Annotated in this window: 2 protein-coding genes; both read right to left on the bottom strand. The window is 75.4% G+C overall.

Going from position 1 to position 3,315, the window contains the following annotated elements; translation table 11 throughout:
* Window positions 1-2,459: hypothetical protein (locus tag L7D48_RS27500; protein WP_237883608.1), on the bottom strand; the 2,459-nt coding region annotated here is incomplete at its 3' end.
* 162 nt (window positions 2,460-2,621) lie between these two features.
* Window positions 2,622-3,293 (bottom strand): LuxR C-terminal-related transcriptional regulator, encoded by a 672-nt coding sequence (locus L7D48_RS27495; RefSeq protein WP_237883606.1) that lies wholly within the window; start codon window positions 3,291-3,293, stop codon window positions 2,622-2,624.
* Window positions 3,294-3,315 lie beyond the last annotated feature (22 nt).

The following is a 3,315-nucleotide window of genomic DNA, read 5'->3' as shown; positions in this document are numbered from 1 at the left end:
GCGGTGGGCGGTGCCGGGGGCGGGGCCGCGCGCACCGGCACCACGGTTCGGCCCGCGTTGTCGCCGGGCCGCGGGTCCAGGACGGTGCCGGTGACCGACCAGCCGACCGGCGCGTCGCCGGGGACGGTCCCGGTGAGGGTGACGTCCACCGGGACGGTGGTGCCGGGCGGCACCACACCGATGTCGCACTGGAGGGAGGCGGCGTCGCAGGCGCCCCCGGGCCGGGTCATCCGGACGATCCGCATGCCGGGCGGCGGCGCGGCGGTCAGCCGGGTGCCGGGGGAGGCGGCGGGACCGTTGTTCACGACGCCGACGCGGACCGTGGCGGAACGGCCCGCGGTGACCTCGGGCACGGTGCCGGGCGCGCGGACAGCCAGGTCCACGGACTGCTGCACGGCCGGTTCCTTCTGCCGGCCCGGCAGACCGGCGGTGAGCGGGGTCAGGCGGCCGGAGGCGATCTCCACCAGGTGCAGCTTCTCGGGGCTGTTGGCCGGAAGGGCGGCGCGCGAGCTGAACACCAGGTGCTTGCCGTCGGCCGTCCAGGCGGCGTCACGGGGCTGGAACGGGCCGGTGGCCGAGGTGTCCGGCAGCTCCCGGCGGCAGGCACCGGGAAGGCCGCGGGCGGTGCCGGGCAGCAGTACCCGGCAGCCGTCGCCCGACGGGGAGGTCAGCAGGATGCCGTTGCGCTCGTCGGTCCGGCCGCCGCCGTTCTTCCGGTTGAAGGCGACGGTGCGCCCGTCCGGTGAGAACGCCGGACTGTCGTCGATGACCTCGCAGTCGCCCGGGCAGATCTCGGCGCTCAGGTCGCGTTGCCGGTCCAGGTCGTCCACGGGCACGGTCCAGACGTGCTTGTTGCCGCCCCTCCCGTCGATCACCTGGTCGCGTGTGAAGGCCAGGGTGGTGCCGTCGGGGGACCAGGTGGGCTGGGCGTCGCCGCCGGTGCCCTGTCCGTCCGGCGGGACGATCTCGCCGCGGATCGCGCCGGTCGCCAAGTCCGCGATCAGGATGCGGCCGGGACCGGCGTCCTGATCGGTGCCGCCCGGCGAGGTCCGGGTGAAGGCGAGGTGCCTGCCGTCCGGGGAGAGTGTCGGGTCGGTGTCCCAGTCCCCCGGGCCGCGTCCCGCGAGCGGCAGGGGCGCCGCGCCGGTCCCGTCGGCGTCCGCCGTCCAGATCCGCTGGACGCGGCTGCCGGGGTCGCCCTCGAAGCGGGTCACCACGATCCGGCGGCCGTCGGGCGTGTAGTTCTGCCGCTCGGTCCACGGGTCGTACCCGGGATCGGGCCGGAACAGCGGGTCCTCGGCCGGATCGGTCTCGGTGTCGGCCCTCGGATCCTCCCTGAGGATCGTCAGCCCCAGGTCCCGGGGGTCGGCCCCGTCCAGCCGGACGTCCTGCAGCGTCACCGTGTGCGGGCCGGAGGCCGAGGTGCGCTCCACCACCGCGCCTCCGCCGTCGAGGGAGCCGAGCCAGGTGGGGGAGAGGACCTCCCGGTCCTCACTGAGCACCAGCGAGGGAACCCGGTCGGAGCGTGCGGGCACCCGGAACACATGGTCCCAGTCGCCTTCGCACTCACAGGTGATCTCGGGGCTCAGGAACAGCACCTCGTCCCCGCCGGGCAGCCACGCCGCCCCGTGGGCACGCCACCCCGCCTGCGCGCCCCCGAGCAGCGGCTCGTCGGTGCGCCCGTCCGTCACGCGCAGCCGGGGACCGTTCTGCCCGGCGGCTGTGGCGGTGTACGCGATCAGGTCCCGGTGGGCGGGGTCACCGGCCGGGTTCCACACGGGTTCGGTGGCCTCGCCGTCGGCGGGGTCGGTGATCCGGGAGGCGGGGCCGCCGGCCAGAGGCCGTACGTAGAGCTGCCGTCCGGCTCCCGGGCCGTCGTCGCCGGAGTACGCCAGGCGCCGTCCGTCCGGGGAGACCGTCGGGTGCTCCTCGTTCGAGGGCGTGTCGGTGAGCCGCGTCAGGCCGGTGCCGTCGGTGCGCACCAGCCACAGGTCGCGCTGCCTGCGGCCGCCCGGGCCGCCGGGTTCGGCCGAGTCGAAGACCACGGCCCGGCCGTCCGGCGTCAGCCGGGGGTTCGCCGCGTCCCGGCCGCCGGTGAGGCGGCGTACCGAGCCGTCGGCGGACCGCAGGTAGATCTGGGGGTCCTTCTCGTCACGGCGGCTGGCGAACACCATCGTGTCGCCGAGGGCGGACGGCTGGACGTCGAAGTGGGCCGGGCCCTCGCCGAACAGCGGTGTGCTGGAGGCGTTGGTGGCGACCCGGCCGAGGCTGCGGTGCCGGGTGCCGGCGTAGGCGACCCGGGTGCCCGCGGTGTCGGCCGACCGCGGCCGGACCTCGCCGCCGCCCTGCCCGGGTTCCTGTTCGGAGGCAGCCGTGACCGTGAGAAGCGGGATCATCAGCAGTAACGACGTACCGAGCCTGGCCAGGCGCCCGCGCCCTTTGGAGCCGGCGTTTCCCATCGCGGTCCCCACGGTCTCCCTCGCAGTCCTGTGCGGCATCCGGGTGTGCCCCCGCCACCCTGCGACGGCCGCGTGCGGCGCGGCAGGGCGGCGGGGCCGTATCCGGGGGAAGCGTGCGGTGCGCTTTCGGGCAGTGCCGCGGTACCGGCCGCCGTCAGACCGTCAGATCAGTCCGTTGCGCAGCGCGTAGCCGACGGCGTGGGCCCGGTTGCGCAGCTGCAGCCGTGTGGTTATCTCGTGCAGCACGTTCTTGACGGTCCGTTCGGAGTACGCGGTCTTGCGGGCGATCTCCGCGGTGTCCAGGCCCTCCGACACCAGGCGCAGCATGTCCGCCTCGCGCGTGGTCAGTGTGGACAGGGACAGACCCCGCGGATCGAGCGCCGAGCGCTGGAGGCCGCCCACGTGGGTGAGCAGCTTGCCGAGCAGGTCGCCGGGCAACACGCCTTCGCCGTTGGCCATCGCCAGGACCAGGTGCAGAAGGCGGTCCTGGTCGGCGTCGGCGCGTCGCAGCACCGCCGCCACGCCGCACTCGATGACGCGTTGCAGCGCGCCGGGCCCCAGAGTGCCGACCACGAGGCCGGCGCGGGTGGCGGTGTTGTGCCGCAGCCGGTGCAGCAGGGCGGCCACGTCGTCGTCGACGCCGTCCACGACCACCAGCGACGTCTGGGCCCGCTCCGCGTCGGCGTCGTCGAGCAGGTCCACCTCGGGGCGCGAGCGTAACTGCTGCACGACGCCGACGCGCAGGACGGGATCGGCGGCGTAGACGGCCACGGTCACCCGGCCCGGGAGATCGGAGTGGGAGGGCCGGTGCACGGACCGGGGCTGGGCGGGCACATAGGGCGTGGGGGCGGTCGTG

This window comes from Streptomyces sp. ICN903, from assembly GCF_022015835.1.
Lineage (GTDB): Bacteria > Actinomycetota > Actinomycetes > Streptomycetales > Streptomycetaceae > Streptomyces > Streptomyces fenghuangensis.
The sequence above is the reverse complement of the archived record's forward strand: the minus strand, read 5'-3'. Positions and strand labels throughout refer to the sequence as shown.